The 16314-nt window shown below is 38.4% G+C and carries 16 protein-coding genes, 4 tRNA genes and 1 pseudogene; 1 reads left to right on the forward strand and 20 read right to left on the reverse strand.

Going from position 1 to position 16314, the window contains the following annotated elements:
* Window positions 1–331 precede the first annotated feature (331 nt).
* The 15 genes and pseudogenes from LCM23_RS10980 to LCM23_RS11050 form a co-directional block, all read right to left on the reverse strand.
* Entirely contained in the window at window positions 332–1801 is a 1470-nt protein-coding gene (locus tag LCM23_RS10980; protein ID WP_224936996.1) for a M23 family metallopeptidase, read from the reverse strand.
* 270 nt (window positions 1802–2071) lie between these two features.
* Window positions 2072–2144, reverse strand: a tRNA-Phe gene (locus tag LCM23_RS10985).
* Between the two features lie 47 nt (window positions 2145–2191).
* Window positions 2192–2268: transfer RNA gene (locus tag LCM23_RS10990), tRNA-Asp, on the reverse strand.
* 73 nt (window positions 2269–2341) lie between these two features.
* Window positions 2342–2413: transfer RNA gene (locus LCM23_RS10995), tRNA-Glu, on the reverse strand.
* Between the two features lie 15 nt (window positions 2414–2428).
* Window positions 2429–2504 (reverse strand) — tRNA-Lys (locus tag LCM23_RS11000).
* A 168-nt stretch (window positions 2505–2672) separates the two neighbouring features.
* On the reverse strand, window positions 2673–3056 hold the full coding sequence (locus LCM23_RS11005) for a DoxX family protein (RefSeq protein WP_224936997.1): 384 nt from the start codon (window positions 3054–3056) through the stop codon (window positions 2673–2675).
* Between the two features lie 366 nt (window positions 3057–3422).
* A pseudogene (locus tag LCM23_RS11010) lies at window positions 3423–3566 on the reverse strand (peptidase G2 autoproteolytic cleavage domain-containing protein); the annotation flags it as partial.
* A 107-nt stretch (window positions 3567–3673) separates the two neighbouring features.
* A complete protein-coding gene (locus LCM23_RS11015; protein ID WP_224936998.1) occupies window positions 3674–4966 on the reverse strand; it encodes an adenylosuccinate synthase in 1293 nt (430 codons plus the stop codon).
* 339 nt (window positions 4967–5305) lie between these two features.
* Window positions 5306–5467 carry a hypothetical protein gene (locus LCM23_RS11020; protein ID WP_224936999.1) on the reverse strand — a complete coding sequence of 54 codons (162 nt, stop codon included), beginning with the start codon at window positions 5465–5467 and terminating at the stop codon, window positions 5306–5308.
* Window positions 5468–5572: 105 nt separating this feature from the next.
* Window positions 5573–6937 (reverse strand): replicative DNA helicase, encoded by a 1365-nt coding sequence (gene dnaB / locus LCM23_RS11025; RefSeq protein WP_224937000.1) that lies wholly within the window; start codon window positions 6935–6937, stop codon window positions 5573–5575.
* A 131-nt stretch (window positions 6938–7068) separates the two neighbouring features.
* Window positions 7069–7518, reverse strand: a complete 450-nt coding sequence (gene rplI / locus LCM23_RS11030) for a 50S ribosomal protein L9 (protein ID WP_095371350.1) — start codon at window positions 7516–7518, stop codon at window positions 7069–7071.
* Window positions 7515–9488: a DHH family phosphoesterase gene (locus LCM23_RS11035; RefSeq protein ID WP_224937001.1), complete on the reverse strand. Its 1974-nt coding sequence runs from the start codon at window positions 9486–9488 to the stop codon at window positions 7515–7517. The genes rplI and LCM23_RS11035 overlap by 4 nt, the downstream gene beginning before the upstream one ends.
* A gap of 24 nt (window positions 9489–9512) precedes the next feature.
* Complete coding sequence (locus LCM23_RS11040) at window positions 9513–10457, reverse strand: YybS family protein (protein ID WP_224937002.1); 945 nt, start codon at window positions 10455–10457, stop codon at window positions 9513–9515.
* Between the two features lie 214 nt (window positions 10458–10671).
* Window positions 10672–11943, reverse strand: coding sequence for an MFS transporter (locus LCM23_RS11045; protein WP_224937003.1), 1272 nt, complete (start codon window positions 11941–11943; stop codon window positions 10672–10674).
* Entirely contained in the window at window positions 11944–12432 is a 489-nt protein-coding gene (locus LCM23_RS11050) for an ArsR/SmtB family transcription factor (protein WP_224937004.1), read from the reverse strand.
* 296 nt (window positions 12433–12728) lie between these two features.
* On the opposite strand from LCM23_RS11050, the gene LCM23_RS11055 reads away from it, so the two are divergent.
* Window positions 12729–13274, forward strand: a complete 546-nt coding sequence (locus LCM23_RS11055) for a hypothetical protein (protein ID WP_224937005.1) — start codon at window positions 12729–12731, stop codon at window positions 13272–13274.
* Window positions 13275–13331: 57 nt separating this feature from the next.
* Here LCM23_RS11055 and rpsR read toward each other — a convergent pair whose 3' ends face one another.
* From rpsR to LCM23_RS11080, 5 genes are all read right to left on the reverse strand, one after another.
* Entirely contained in the window at window positions 13332–13571 is a 240-nt protein-coding gene (gene rpsR, locus LCM23_RS11060; protein WP_095371345.1) for a 30S ribosomal protein S18, read from the reverse strand.
* Between the two features lie 45 nt (window positions 13572–13616).
* A complete protein-coding gene (gene ssb / locus LCM23_RS11065) occupies window positions 13617–14129 on the reverse strand; it encodes a single-stranded DNA-binding protein (protein WP_095371344.1) in 513 nt (170 codons plus the stop codon).
* Between the two features lie 37 nt (window positions 14130–14166).
* Entirely contained in the window at window positions 14167–14454 is a 288-nt protein-coding gene (gene rpsF, locus LCM23_RS11070) for a 30S ribosomal protein S6 (RefSeq protein ID WP_095371343.1), read from the reverse strand.
* 260 nt (window positions 14455–14714) lie between these two features.
* Entirely contained in the window at window positions 14715–15815 is a 1101-nt protein-coding gene (gene ychF / locus LCM23_RS11075) for a redox-regulated ATPase YchF (protein WP_095371342.1), read from the reverse strand.
* Window positions 15816–16121: 306 nt separating this feature from the next.
* Window positions 16122–16313 carry a DUF951 domain-containing protein gene (locus tag LCM23_RS11080; protein ID WP_180317033.1) on the reverse strand — a complete coding sequence of 64 codons (192 nt, stop codon included), beginning with the start codon at window positions 16311–16313 and terminating at the stop codon, window positions 16122–16124.
* Window position 16314: the final 1 nt, after the last annotated feature.

The following is a 16314-nucleotide window of genomic DNA, read 5'->3' on the forward strand; positions in this document are numbered from 1 at the left end:
ATCCAATTATTATCTACTATCGTCACAATCATGTATCTTTTTCAAGATTATCATATCTAAGCTTATTGGGCTTGTAAAAGCATTTTGTAAAATTTCGTCAGCATGTATCCTACTCTACTTTATCACGTTACATACAAGTACGCATCATTTGTAATGTATCATATATGTACAAGTTATGGAAAAGCAAGATAGAAGGGGCTTTTTGTTTTGCGAGCGCTCTTAGATGGAACCTTGTCATACACACAAAAAAGCACGATAACTTCTGTTTATCAAAGCAGAGTTATTCGTGCTTAATGTTAGCTAAAACACTCATGTCCCAGCGCTTTTTTGATCATTGACTAATATAGTCTAATGGGTTTTTCAACTGACCATCTTTGTATAGTTCAAAATGAAGGTGAACACCTGTTGAGTTACCAGTAGAGCCCATCACACCTAACTTAGAGCCTTTCGTAACTGTCTCTCCTGTACTCACTGAGAGAGAATCTAAATGAGCATACAAGGTACGGTAGCCATTTTGATGGTCTATTTCTACTTTATAGCCATAGCTGCTACTAAAGCCAGCTGAAATGACCTTTCCATTATCGGCTGCTTTAATGGTTCGATCACTTGGTCTGGCAATATCGATCCCTTTGTGGAGCTTCCCCCAACGATGACCAAGCTCGCTTGACACATATCCACCAACTGCTGGCCAAGCAAAGTCACCATCGCCAACATCTGGATTTTTTGTTCCTTTAATAATGATTTCCTCTACAGGCTCATCAATGATTTCCTCTTTTAGTTCACTTTTATCGACTTCTTCACCATTTGATTCTTTCATATGGTATAACACGTTACGTTTTCCTTTTTTCCCTTCTTGCTTTACTTTCTCTTCCCCTTTCAACCTATCATCATCTTCTATTACTTTTGTGTGAAAGGGAATGTCTTCTTCTATATATGCTGATCTATTCGTAATCACATCAACGTACGGTTCGATTGTTTCAACAACAAGTTCTTGACCAACCTTTAGTACATCTTCTTGACCTATATCATTCAGGTCTTCAAGTTCTTCTGTAGATAAATGATATTCGTCAGCAATCGTACTAATAGAGTCGCCTTCTTCAACTCTATATTTCTCTTGTTCTACTGTTCCTTTATTTAAGAAATTGATGACCTCATCAACAGACTGCACCTTGTTCGGATCTACTTTTTCTTTCTTCCATTCTATTTCCTCGGAAAATTTTGCATTCAACAGTCGGGTATCACCAATGGCTAATTCTGGTAGTGGTTCTTCTTCTTCTGAGCGCTCTTTTAACTCTTTATAGTCTTTTTCAGAAATGTACTGTAACTGTAGTTGCTGAAGCACTTCATTCGCTTCTTCTTGATTCTTTACATAAGCAACTGTTTCACCATCAATTTCTAGTGCGAAAGCATCTGCTTTAATAGAGATCCCTCTCAGCGCGTTTTCTGACGTTAACTCTTTGTCAGTTGCTTCATTAAAGGCTTTCTCTTCATCTTCAGGTAGATAGGAGAGCTCATGGTCTAACGCCTTTTGTATGCCCTCATAGGACTTCCCTTGGTTTTCAAGTTCATCCTCTACTATATTTTCAATCACTTGGGGATTATCAACTGTCCCCACATATTGATCACCGATATATACATAATACAAATCCGACTCTTCTGCTTCTGCTAATACTGATGTGGATCCGCTCCACGCTAAACAACCACCAATCATAACGATTGCGGCCGCTTTTTTCCATTTATGTGTAACACGCTTAGATGTATGTTCTGTATATGTAGTCAGTCTTTGCTTCCATTGCTTCATGGTTCTTCCCCCTATACTACTTTACACCTTCTGATTCTTATTAGTGCTATCAGACTAATCACTATTGCACCTAACTAATGTACCATATCGTCATTTTTACGAGTTTGATGTCTCTGTAATGTAATTAAACTGTATTTATGGTGACATAGTTTGACGTAATATAGGAAAAAACTACATAGAAAAGGGGGCATTTTGTCATATGATTGTAATAGAGGAAGGAGAAAAACATAAAAAAAGAGAGCACGAATTAAATTCATACTCCCTTTTTGATGGCTCAGGACGGAATCGAACCGCCGACACAAGGATTTTCAGTCCTTTGCTCTACCGACTGAGCTACTGAGCCATAAAAACAGCTTATCCAATTTTCATAATCACTATACAAGTGAATCATGGCGGTCCGGACGGGACTCGAACCCGCGACCTCCTGCGTGACAGGCAGGCATTCTAACCAACTGAACTACCGGACCAAATCTATATAAAATTCGTAATCAATGAAAGAATGAGCGCTTGCATCCCTATGATTACTACTATTAAAAAAGATGACCCCTACGGGATTCGAACCCGTGTTACCGCCGTGAAAGGGCGGTGTCTTAACCGCTTGACCAAGGGGCCATACGAATATAAAAATGGTGAGCCATGAAGGACTCGAACCTTCGACCCTCTGATTAAAAGTCAGATGCTCTACCAACTGAGCTAATGGCTCGCTTTTTTAAAATTTGAAGCGTTTTCTTTTCTTGACGACGCTTTTTATATTATCATAGGGTGATAGCTTTGTACACTCCTTTTTTAATATTTTTTCAGAAAAACTTTTTCTAGTTAAAATCCTCTCATCACTTATCTAATAAAAAAGAAAAAAACTAAATAACATGGGTCATTTAGTCTTTTTTTCAGTAGATGGATGTGTGAGTTTAATTGCCCCTAAAATAAGTGGGATTTGTAGCGGTAAACGCATCCATAAAAATAACGGATGAACCTTTTTACCATTATAGAAAGTATTATTTTTTACTGCCATATTGATATTCGCTGGGAAAACAAGCACCATGAAGAATGAAAGCAGCTTACCTACTAGGCTTTGACCTCTTTTCGCCCAAAGTAACATCGCAAATGCGACCTCCAGCACACCTGTAATGAGGACAATCCCTTTTTTAAACGGTAAAGATTCCGGCACAATCTTACGAAAATTTCGTTCTCGGACAAAATGAAGGACTCCTGCTACAAACAAGATCAATGAATAAATGCCTTTTAATATTTTCAAATTCTCCCACCACCTTTGTACGTTCAATGCCCTAATTTTTTGCTTTCTAAACCATTCTACTATCCTCAACATCACTCTATGTAAAAGTGACGACTCCACCTTTTCATCTTTATAGTGAAGTCGTTTATTTAGATTTTTAAGGATGATTATTTCCATCCAATCTACTCATTAGAGAAGCTAATTGATTTTTCAAATCTTTTATTTCACGACTAATTGTTGCATTTTCCAGTTGTAAAGCCCTGCATCTTTACGTCACTCTCTTCTTTTTTGCGTATGATATTCCTGCATCGTCACAACGCTTTGCTTTTGCAGCTCTTCTATCACTGCTATGTCTCTTTTTAACTTTCGGTTTTCATCATCATTCGGCTTGATCAAAACTAATACTTGGTTCTCCCCTGTCCGTTTAATGACGCGGAACCCATCCGTTGCTCTCGTAGCAATTCCTTCATCATTTGGCTGACAATACTCATTGACTTCACATGTACCATTATCTGTTACAAGAATTGGCCCACTAGATGAAAATAGATAAAAACGGCTTGTACAAACACCTATACAATGTTGAAGGTAGAAAAAAAAGACCGTACCTTCTAAAGGTACGATCTTAAAAAGCTTATTTTTTAGTTTTGTCTCCAAGGGCTTAAGACCACATTTGTTTGCGTACGGTCAGGGCCAACAGAGAATACTGACAATGGAATGCCTGTTAATTGAGAGACACGCTCTAAGTAGTGACGTGCATTTGCTGGCAACTCATCTAAAGATTTGCAAGCTGTAATATCTTCTGTCCAGCCTGGCAGCTCTTCATATACTGGTTCGCAATCAGCAAGGACTTTTAGGCTCGCTGGGAATTCTTCAATGATTTCGCCTTTGTAGCTATAAGCTGTACAGATTTTCAAAGTATCAATACCTGTAAGAACATCAATAGAATTAAGTGAAAGGTCTGTAATTCCACTTACACGACGAGCATGTCGAACAACGACACTATCAAACCAACCAACACGACGAGGACGACCTGTTGTTGTACCATATTCACGACCAACCTCGCGGATTTGATCACCAATCTCATTATTTAATTCAGTTGGGAAAGGTCCATCTCCTACACGAGTTGTGTATGCTTTGGAAACCCCAACAACATGTTTAATTTTTGTTGGTCCAACACCAGAACCGATTGCTACACCGCCAGCTACTGGGTTAGAAGAGGTAACGAATGGATATGTTCCTTGATCAATATCAAGCATAACCCCTTGTGCACCTTCAAATAATACTCTACGGCCATCATCAAGTGAATCATTCAATACAACGGATGTATCACATACATATTTCTTCACTTGTTGACCGTACTCATAATATTCGTCAAGAATGTCTTCCATTTTGAAGCCTTCAGTTTCATAAATTCTTTCAAGTAAACGGTTTTTATCCGCTAAGTTACGAGCTAGCTTCTCTTCAAATACTTCTTTATCTAATAAATCTGCGATACGGATTCCAACACGAGCGGCTTTATCCATATAAGCAGGTCCGATTCCTTTTTTCGTTGTACCAATTTTGTTATCGCCTTTGCTGTTTTCTTCTACCTCATCTAATTTTAAATGGTAAGGTAAAATGACATGGGCGCGGTTACTTATACGTAAATTATCTGTTGTCACGCCTTTTTCATGTAAGTAAGCCAATTCTTGTACCAATGCTTTTGGATCAACGACCATCCCGTTACCAATGACACAAATTTTATCACTATAAAAAATACCTGATGGAATTAAATGCAATTTATACGTTTCACCGTTAAATTTAATTGTATGTCCAGCGTTATTACCGCCTTGATATCTTGCGATCACTTCCGCATTCTCTGATAGAAAATCCGTGATTTTCCCTTTACCTTCGTCTCCCCATTGTGTTCCTACAACAACTACTGATGACATTACGAATGCACCTCCGAGGTTTCTTTTTCCCTTATCAAACAAACTAATTCTACAATTTTATTATGATAAAGTCAACAAAACACGAACATTTTATTCATACAACGAAAAATACGTTCGTGAAACAATTTGTGTAATCTTCCATCAAGGGTTGGATGACACCTGTTTTTACTGCTTCTCAGTTATTTGAACTCCATTAGTAAATATACGAAAATAAAAAAAAGGTTAGGTGGTTTTTGTACTATTATCTTATATCGTATTGATTTTTATTAAATATATGGGGGATTATTTTTGCTCGGATATGTTTGTGCTTTTTCTTCCTGATGTAAAAGCTAACCATTTTTATTCCGCTAACTTTTCAATTTTCTCCACTGATGAACGAGCAATCCACTCTTGCTCCGCTATCTTTCCCATCTCTCCACTGATGTACAAGCAATTCACTTCTGCCCCTTTATCTTTATAATTTTCGCCCCTAAACCACTCCTTCTCCACCATTTTCACCAATATCTATCTCACAACACATGCAAATCTCACCCCTCCTTTTATATTTACCCATTTGTCGCGACTTCCATTAAAAAAGAGGGAACCAGCCAAATGCTGTTTCCCTCTTTATGCCCCAGGCGGAGCAAATGAATCGTCAAATCTTTTTTCTAGGTTGACGAATTTATTATATTCTTTGACGAAGGCGAGCTGGACGGTACCAACCGGGCCGTTACGTTGTTTTGCGATGATGATTTCGATGATATTTTTGTCTTCGGACTCTTTGTCATAATAATCATCACGATATAAGAAGGCAACGATATCAGCATCCTGCTCAATACTTCCTGATTCACGTATATCAGACATCATTGGACGTTTATCTTGTCGTTGCTCAACGCCACGGGATAGCTGAGATAAGGCAATAACAGGTACTTGCAGCTCCCTCGCAAGTGCTTTTAGGGAACGAGAAATTTCAGAGACTTCTTGCTGACGGTTTTCACCAGAACGTCCGCTACCTAAAATAAGCTGCAAATAGTCGATGAGGATCATGCCTAAGCCATGTTCCTGCTTCAAGCGACGACATTTTGAACGAATTTCAGTGATTCTAACACCAGGTGTATCATCAATAAAAATGCCCGCATTCGATAGGCTCCCCATCGCCATCGTCAGCTTGCCCCAATCATCATCGGTTAAAGAACCTGTTCTGAGACGTTGTGCATCGATATTTCCTTCCGCACAAAGCATACGCATAACGAGCTGTTCAGCACCCATCTCCAAACTAAATATCGCAACATTTTCCTGTGTTTTTACGGCAACATTTTGCGCGATATTTAAGGCAAAAGCTGTTTTACCAACGGAAGGTCTAGCGCCAACGATAATTAAATCATTGCGTTGAAAGCCTGCTGTCATATGATCAAGCTCAGCAAACCCAGTCGCTATTCCAGTGATATCACCTTTACGGTTATGCATGACCTCGATATTATCATACGTACGCACAAGCACATCTTTAATATTGTGGAAAGCTCCTGCATTTTTACGTTGCGATACTTCTAATATATTTTTTTCTGCTTCGCCAAGTAGTGATTCAACTTCATCTTCTCTCGCATATCCATCTTGGGCAATGTCTGTTGCCGTACGGATGAGTCTACGTAAGATCGATTTTTCTTCTACTATCTTAGCATAATATTCTATATTTGCTGCTGTTGGAACAGATGCAGCTAATTCACTTAAATAAGTTACTCCGCCTGTATCCTCTAACATTTTGGCTGCGTTTAATTCTTCTGTTACTGTTACTAAATCAACGGCTTCTCCCTTGTCATTTAGTTTCAGCATGACATTAAAAATTCTTTGATGAGCCGCTCTATAGAAATCTTCAGGAATTAATAGTTCTGAAGCCATTGTTAACGAGGAAGGCTCCAGAAAGATTGCGCCTAGAACAGCTTGTTCAGCCTCTATGTTTTGCGGAGGGAGACGATCAGCAAATAATTCACTCAAAACAAATAGAACCCCCTCATACTGACACATTTTAAACACGTTAGATGACAAAAATGTGATCAGCCTTCACCGATCACATTTTTTCACTCTATTATTTTACCATGAATTCTTTTGATGCGTTGTTAAATTCTTTAATTGGCTTCTTTTACATGTACATTTAACGTAGCTGATACTTCTGTGTGCAGTTTAACCGGTACTTTTGTGTATCCTAAAGTACGAATGGCGTCACTTAATTCGATTTTGCGCTTGTCGATTTTAATATCATGCGCCTTCTTTAATTCTTCGGCAATTTGCTTGCTTGTAATCGAACCGAATAGACGACCGCCCTCTCCAGCTTTTGTTGAAAATTCGAGTGTCAACTTCTCCAATGTTTCTTTTAATTGTTTCGCTTCTTCTAACTCAGCTGCTGCTTCTTTTTCTTCTTTCTTTTTTTGTGCATTCAATGAACTCACATTTGAGTTATTTGCTTCTACAGCGAGTCCTTGTTTAATTAAAAAGTTATGTGCATAGCCGTCTGCTACGTTCTTCACTTCACCTTTTTTCCCTTTTCCTTTAACATCTTTTAAGAAAATGACTTTCATTCTTCTTTTCTCCCTTCTAAATACTCATCAATTGCTTCTTTTAATTTACCTTCCACATCATTGATTGAGACATCATCTAATTGAGTAGCAGCATTTGTCAAATGGCCGCCCCCTTCTAGCGCCTCCATAATGACCTGTACGTTAATATCACCTAATGAGCGAGCACTCACACCAATCATTTCATCAGCACGATAAGAAATGACGAATGAAGCTGTCACACCGTCCATTGCCAGTAATGTATCGGCTGCTTGCGCAATTAACACTTGGTCGTATATATCGTCCTCAGCACCTTTAGCAATGGCAAGGCCATTTCGGTAAAATTCTACCGTTTCAATGATTTTCGCCCGTTTAATATACGTGTCGACATCTTCTTTCAAGAATCGTTGCACAAGGACTGTATCCGCTCCTAGTCCTCTTAAATAAGATGCTGCATCAAAGGTTCTGGCGCCGGTTCTTAACGTAAAGCTCTTCGTATCAACGATAATACCTGCGAGTAGTGCAGTCGCCTCAAGCATATCAATTTTACGATTCTTCGGTTGATATTCTAGCAATTCCGTCACTAATTCTGCTGTTGAAGAGGCATAAGGCTCCATATAAACGAGCAGCGGATTTTTTATAAAATCTTCGCCGCGACGATGATGATCAATCACAACTACATCTTCTATTTTAGCAAGCAATCGCTCTTCTATCACCATAGAAGGCTTATGGGTATCAACAACAACAAGTAAAGTATCGTCAGTTGCCAGCTCTAACGCTTGATCTGGCGTGATGAATTTCGCATAAAGCTCTTCTTTTTTCTCTATCTCACCCATTAAACGATTTACGCTTTGATCAAATTCGTCTTTATTAACGACAATATAGCCATCACGATGGTTCATCTCTGCTACCTTCTGAATACCAATGGCAGCACCAATTGCGTCCATATCCGGTCGTTTATGACCCATGACGATGACTTTATCACTTTCTGAGACTAATTCCTTTAAAGCGTGCGAAATAACGCGTGCCCGCACCCTCGTGCGTTTCTCAACGGGGTTCGTCTTCCCTCCGAAAAATTTCACTTTCCCATTTGGCTGTTTAATTGCTACTTGGTCACCACCTCTACCGAGAGCAAGGTCTAAACTAGACTGAGCTAAGACACCTAGTTCTGGCAAATCGGAAACCCCTGCTCCGACACCTATACTTAATGTGAGTGGCACATTTTGTTTTGCCGTCGTTTCTCTGACAAAATCAAGAATGGTGAATTTACTTTTCTCAAATTGGTCCAAAATACTTTCGTTAAAGACGGCGATAAACCGCTCTGAAGATACGCGCTTAAAGAAAACGCCATTTTCCATGGCCCATTTATTCAGAATAGAGGTGACAAGATTATTCAAACTACTTCTTGTCTGGTCATCCATTCCTTGTGTTAAATCATCATAATTATCTAAAAAGATAATAGCAATAACGGTACGTTCATCTTCGTATAATTTTTCAATCTGCGTTTGCTCTGTTACATCAAAGAAATAAAGCAGACGTTCATCAGGCTTATGTACCACACGAAATTTGCGATCTGTTAGCGTAATGGTTTCTGATTCAATCTCTTTCTTAATGATAGGGATTAAGGCATCTGCCACATCATAAAGTGATCTCCCTACCAATGTATCTTCCCCAAAGCATGATGCCATATAAGGATTCGTCCAATCGATATAATACTCATCATTAATCAGCATAATTCCAATTGGCATCTCCATTAATGCTTCTTCCCCTACCTTTTTCACACGGTAAGATAAGGTCGATATGTACTCCTCTGTTTCCTTCCTCTGCTCATAATCAAACTTAAATAATAGGTAGAAAGGAATGCCGAAAAGGAGGAGCGCAACGAGACTCAATATCCAATTGTACAACGCCATAATCGCTAGAAGAACGACGGTTATACCAATTAAAGCAAACAGGCAATAACGCATCGTTTTCTTTTCTAAATACGAGGGCATGTTTTCAACTCCTAAACAGTAGTGTTATGCATCCCTATTATCTAATCGTTTTCTTAAATCAAATCCTATATCAATTATACCTAATATCCTCACAATATAAAGGAAGATTGGCATTAAAAAGGTAAATATGAGGATGGCAATAGGCACAATCTTTGGCCAATTCTTTAATCTGCTATAGAAGAAGATAAAGGCGAGCCCTTGAATCACCATAATTAACTGTAAAACGAAAAGGAGATTCATAATGGCCATCGTTGTAAAAGAACCTTCCTCTGGTCTCATGACAATTTGGGCAAGGATGGTTAATAAATAATACCATAAAATACTTTTCGGGAAACTGATATCGGCAAATGAGCGCCATTTTTTCACTTCAATACCAAATCTCCTGACAATGGGTACGCCAATCAGCTGAATAATAAATACATACATTGCAGAAGAAAGCACAAGGAGACTTGGAAGTAATGTCTCTAATGCAGTAATTGTCGCTTCTAACTGCTTGATAATTTGTTCTGCTTCATTATTATCTATCGTAGATAACATGTTTTTTGTCATATCCATTGATTGCTCAAGAACTACTTTTAGTTCCTCAACAAAATTGATATTCAATAGCACGTTCATGCCAGCAAAAACGAGTAAAAACATCGCTAAAAACGCTAAAGAACCACCGAGCAACATCGCTGTCCGTTCTTTCTTCAGCTTAATTAACTCTCCTATCACTAAACCTGTTAAGCCAAAGATAAGGGTTAATGGAATGGCTGTAATGGTTCCAACAATGAATGAAATCAAAATAGCCGCAACAAAAAAGATAGCCGCATCACTACGCTTATTTTTAGCGGCAAATAACATAAATGGAACCGGTAAGCCGAAAGTGACAATCGTTCCGATAATCGGCAAATAAAGGGACATCAATAGTAACACAGCAAAAGCAGCTAATAAAACTGCCCCTTCAGTAAGTTTATGTACATTTTTCAAATAGATTCACCTCTCAAATTGGGCACAAGCCCGCATCTATTATTGTATACACTCATGGATAGGTATTCAACTGAATGAATGCTTCATTTCGTGTAAATATATTCTTTCATAACCAAATCATCCTTATCTATCATAGAAAACAGGCAATCATGCAAAAAACCTCCAAGAATGAAGGTTCAATCATTCTAGAAGGTTCTCATTACGATTTTCCCTTTTATGCTTCGGTTGAAACGACCTTGGTTTGGTCAGTTTGTTGTAATAGGTTAAAAAACTGTTTATTTCTTGTATGATAAAGAATCATACAAATAATACTGCCTCCTGAAACGAGCATGATCACCCATATTGGCCACCATTCAAGAAATAAACCAAATAGGATATACCCTAAAGGTGTTGCTGCACTCGCACCTGTTTCGAGTATGGCCATCACTCTTCCCCGATATTCATCTTTTGTACTTTTTTGAATGAGTACCATCACCGGAATATTAATAATCATGATTGCTGCCGCTAGGAGTAGCACAATCCCTATTAAATAAACGAAGACCACTTGATTAGAAATCTCTATCAGTTGTGGCATCCCTATTAACATTAACAATATTCCCAAGCACACCATACCAATTCCAATACTTAATGATTTATTTTTCATCTCTGCTTTTAACGACAGAATCGTACTCATGACTAACATGCCCACAGCAAAGCTACCCTCAATCAGACCAAATTGATAAGTTGGCATTTGGCGAATCGTAAGAACGAGATAAGGTAGTGCTACGGGAAAAACTGCAAACCAAAAATTCACCCATATAGACATAAAGATTAATTGCCGAAGCAAGGTTTGTTTTTTTACATAGGATAGACCATCTCTCAACTCGGTCTGAATCGTTCCTGCTTGTTGTTTTTCTGTTTTTTCGACAAATAAGTAATAGTTAATAAAAAGACTGGCTATACCGGAAAGGAAAAATCCACAAATGTTGATCATCATGAAGCTTGAGAGAGGTAATAGTCCGAAAAGGATGCCTCCAAGTATTGGCCCTAATATAACGGAGAAGGAGGCCACGGCCTGGTTGAGAGACATTGCTTTTTGTAGGAAATCTGGACCGACCATATTGTATATGGAGGACATCACTGCTGAAGAATAGAAGGTATTGATGATACTGAGTACGCATGTCGCTAAATAAAGTAGCCAAATGTCCTGTGTGACAAAAATAAACAAACCACAAATAACGGCAATCCAAAGGGCACAAGCAAAATTGGTTGTAATAATGATTCTTTTACGGTTCCATCGGTCGCTCAATGTCCCAGCAAGTGGGGCGAGTATAATACGAGGTAGAATAGTAAGTAAGAGGGTAATCGAAAAGTTGACGGCCGAACCGGTAACCGCAAGAACATATAATCCTATCGCGAAACTATAAATAGAGGACCCAAACACAATCACTACTTTCGCTAAGAGAAACAGCACCAAATTCTTTTTTATGGCTGCTGACGATGGCATTTAACTTTCCCCCTCTTTCGGTAGTTTCTTAAACGAGCAATTCACTTCATAAGTATCACGATTTTTTGTCTGCTCATCAGGTTTAACCGTCTTTTTAAAATACTTCAAAAACAGCTCATCTACCTCATTTTGAAATAATTGCAGCTCTCCTTTGGTTAAAGATAAAGTCGTTCCCCTTGTGCTTTTTCCTTTATCCTCAACATTCGCACCTGTTTGATTAAGATGAAATTGATTCGCCTTCGCTCGGTAATACTTTTCGATAATGCCTTTGTACTCCTTCGTTGATTCAATCTCTAAAATGTTTCCCTTATAAAGTTGCTGAATATGGTAATGGATACTACCTGCTGATTTCCCCAACTCATCTGCTACTTGCTTCGCTGTGAGCGCACGTTCCGACAGTAAAAAGATAATTTTCATTCGCAACGGATTAGAGATTAGTTTTTGTTGATGTATATCAATATTCATGGACTTCCATTCAAAAGATGTCATTTTCACCTCTCCTATCTAATTGTATTGTATGTTCTAGATTAATAATACGTTCTAACTTTTTAGAATGCAAGGTATATTTTTAAATATTCTAATTATTAAAAATGTGGATAATCTCAACTCAGGGAATGTCGACCATCGGATTGATTCATATGAGACTCTATATGAGCACAAGGAGCGGAAATAAAAAGCTTTGTGTTTCTAACCGCTACAAATAATGAGTGCTAACTGGGTTTACTCAGCTATCTTCCAATTGTTTTCGCTCTAACCCAATCAGATTTTTTACTTTGGGGCAATTTTTGACTCGTTTCTGTCCGAATCCTATCAAATTTTTAACCTTGGTCAGGTTTTTGACGCGTTTCCACCCGAATCCTATCAAATTTTTACTCTTGGCCAGGTTTTTGATGGATTTTCCACCTGAACCCTATCAAATTTCTACCTTTACCCAGGTTTTTGACGCGTTTCCACCCAAATCCTATCAAATCTCTACTCTTGGCCAGGTTTTTGATGAGTTTCCACCTGAATCCTACCAAATTTCTACTCTGCGCCCATTTCTTGATGCGTTTTCACCTGAATCCTATCAATTTTCTACCCTTCCCCCATTTTTTGACGCGTTTCCACCTAAATCCTATCAAATTTCTACTCTTGGTCAGGTTTTTGACGCATTTTCACCTGAATCCTATCAATTTTCTACCCTTCCCCCATTTTTTGACGCGTTTTCACCTGAATCCTATCAAATTTCTACCTTTACCCAGGTTTTTGACGCGTTTCCACCCGAACCCTATCAAGTTTCTACTCATCGCCAGGTTTCCGACTCGTTTGAAACATGTGTTCAAACAAACTAAATTAAACCTAAAAAAACACAGTAGGCACGAAGCCTACTGTGTTTGAACTTTTACTTATTATTCACCTGAAACGAATGGAAGTAAAGCCATTTGGCGAGAACGCTTAATAGCAATCGTTAATTTACGTTGGTATTTAGCGTTTGTGCCTGTTACACGACGAGGTAAAATTTTACCACGTTCAGAGATGAATTTTTTTAGAAGATCTACATCTTTATAATCGATGTGAGTGATTCCGTTTGCAGTAAAATAGCAAACTTTACGACGTTTCGCACGTCCTCCTCTGCGTCCACCAGCCATGTTTTGTCACTCCTTTTCCTATTATTTTTTCAAAGCCTTATTGGTTTAGAACGGAAGATCGTCATCGGAAATATCGATTTGACCGTTATTAGCGAATGGATCTTGATCTACACGAGTTTGGCCTTGGTTGCTGCGGTTATTATCATATGGTCGTTGATTCTGATTATTGTTGCCACCATAAGAATAATCATCTCTCTGGCCACCATATTGATTCGAGCCACCTTGTGAGCCTGCAGCATTTCTTGGTTCAAGAAACTGTACGCTTTCTGCCTGAACTTCAGTCACATATACACGTTTGCCATCTTGTCCTTCGTAATTACGTGTTTGCAAGCGCCCATCGACACCAGCTAGGCTTCCTTTTTTAAGGAAGTTCGCTACGTTTTCAGCAGGCTTTCTCCAAACAACGCAATTAATGAAATCCGCTTCTCTATCTCCATTTTGATTCGTAAATGTACGATTCACAGCAAGAGTAAAAGTAGCCACTGCTACTCCATTCGGTGTATAACGTAATTCTGGGTCTTTCGTTAAACGCCCCACTAGAACTACACGATTCATCATCAGAATCAACTCCTTTCGATAAAATTAAGCATATTTATTATTTCTCGTCTTTAACAACGATGTATCTGATAATATCTTCACTGATTTTTGCAAGACGAGTGAACTCATCAACTGCTTTAGAATCAGCATTAATGTTTACTAATTGGTAGTATCCATCACGGAAATCATTGATTTCGTAAGCTAAACGACGCTTACCCCAGTCTTTTGACTCGTTGATTTCAGCACCGTTATCAGTAAGGATTGCGTCGAAACGCTCAACTACAGATTTCTTTGCCTCATCTTCAATGTTTGGACGGATGATGTACATAACTTCGTACTTTTTCATCACTTTCACCTCCTTTTGGTCTAAACGGCCCGTGTGAGGGCAAGGAGCAATTATTCATTACTCACAAGGTAAAAGTATATCATACGTTTGGTCAATATGCAATTGCCTCAAAAGGAAAAACAGAGAGACGAAACATAAATAGAAAAAAACGAATACGATGAAACATTTTTTGCGGTTAAAGCATTATGACGATACGCCTCTGCAACTCTATAGAAAAACCCCAATAAATTCTTTGTTACAAGAATTCATTGGGGATTTTATCAAACGTTAAATCGGAAGTGCATAACATCTCCGTCTTGAACGATGTATTCTTTTCCTTCTAAGCGAACTTTTCCAGCTTCTTTCGCTGCATTCATATTACCAGCAACAACTAGGTCGTCGTAGGAAACCGTTTCAGCACGTATGAAGCCTTTTTCGAAGTCACTATGGATGACACCGGCACATTGTGGTGCTTTCATTCCTTTACGGAAAGTCCAAGCACGTACTTCTTGTACGCCAGCTGTAAAGTAAGTAGCTAAGCCAAGTAAGCTGTACGATGCTTTAATCAATTGATCTAAACCTGATTCTTCAATACCAAGCTCTTCAAGGAACATTTCCTTCTCTTCTCCTTCAAGCTCAGCAATTTCTGATTCGATTTTTGCACAAATGACAATCACTTCTGCATTATCTGCGGATGCAAATTCTTTTACTTTTTGAACGTATTCATTAGTAGAAGGATCAGCCACATCATCTTCACCAACATTCGCTACATAAAGCATTGGCTTAATCGTTAGTAAGTGTAACCCTTTAACCAATTTCATTTGTTCTTCTGTAAATTCTACTGTTCTTGCAGGTTGATCTGCTTCGAAAGCTTCTTTTAATTTTTCAAGAATTTCTAATTCAAAAACAGATTCCTTATCTTTTTGTTTCGCAAGCTTACTTACACGTACAATGCGTTTTTCAACGGATTCTAAGTCAGCTAAAATCAGTTCCAAGTTGATTGTTTCGATATCATCAATCGGATTCACTTTTCCTGATACGTGAGTAATATTATCGTCAGCAAAACAACGAACCACTTGGCAAATCGCGTCCACTTCACGGATATGTGAAAGAAACTTATTACCAAGTCCTTCACCTTTACTTGCCCCTTTAACAATTCCAGCAATGTCTGTAAATTCAAAAGCGGTAGGTACCGTTTTCTTTGGTTGAACAAGTTCAGTTAACTTCGCTAATCTTTCATCCGGTACTTCAACAATACCGACATTAGGATCTATCGTACAAAACGGGTAGTTCGCTGATTCAGCACCCGCTTGAGTTATTGCATTAAATAAGGTGGATTTACCGACGTTCGGCAAACCGACAATTCCAGCTGTTAATGCCATTTAGGTCACTCCTAATCATTTAATCTATCTAAGAAAAATTATTAATCGATTTTTATACAAGCCTTTAACAATTATAGAGATTTGTATAAAAATAAGCAAGTTCACTAAGCGTTCTAAGAAAAGCGCAAGGCGCCCGTCTATCGGCGACAAGCATAAGACGAGCCGGTGGAAAGGTTGTTCTTTAACCTTTTTGACGAATTGGCTTAGACCATAAAGCCGATAGCGCCTGGAGCTAGACATGAAAACTCATTGAAAAACACACTTTCTTATCTGCAAAAAAATGGTAAAGACAACCTTTACCATTGATTACGCCAATACTTTTTTTAGTTTTCTTGTAAATTCTCTTCTTGGAATCATTACACTATGACCGCAACCTTCACATTTAATGCGAATATCCGCGCCCATACGTATAATTTTCCATCGATTTGCTCCACATGGGTGAGCCTTTTTCATCTCAACAATATTATTAAGATCAAATTGTTTTTCTTCCAATTTCATC

Origin of the sequence: Cytobacillus kochii (assembly GCF_020171845.1) — a bacterium.
Lineage (GTDB): Bacteria > Bacillota > Bacilli > Bacillales > Cytobacillaceae > Cytobacillus > Cytobacillus kochii.